This is a genomic window from Bacillus sp. SIMBA_005 (assembly GCF_046535585.1).
GTDB lineage: Bacteria > Bacillota > Bacilli > Bacillales > Bacillaceae > Bacillus > Bacillus pumilus.
The window spans coordinates 1-318 of sequence record NZ_JAWRWI010000165.1; the positions used below are offsets into that span (position 1 = coordinate 1).

Consider the following 318-nt stretch of genomic DNA (forward strand, 5'->3'; position numbering starts at 1 on the left):
GACACATGACTCCCTTTGCGCAAGCATCAAAAAAGCGGATATGCTCACCCATTACTTGTTGATAAACATGTTCATCAATGTCTTTAAAATGGATATAGTCTACACGGTCCGCATAGTCCCGCAGCCATTGTTCCGGATCCATCTTTGAATAATATAAATGTCCTGTATCAAGACAAAGCCCCGCAATATCGTATGGTATATCTTTTAGTAATTGCTGAATCTCATCCTCGAATTCAATATATCCCCCTGCATGAGGATGGATGACGGCTCGTACGCCATATTGCTTCCACGCCCGTTCCGCAATTGTCCGAATATGAG

The 318-nt window shown here is 43.1% G+C and carries 1 protein-coding gene; it reads right to left on the bottom strand.

Going from position 1 to position 318, the window contains the following annotated elements; all coding sequences use genetic code 11:
* The coding region (locus SB660_RS19585) for a sugar phosphate isomerase/epimerase family protein (protein ID WP_410583917.1) at window positions 1-318 on the bottom strand (318 nt) is incomplete at both ends.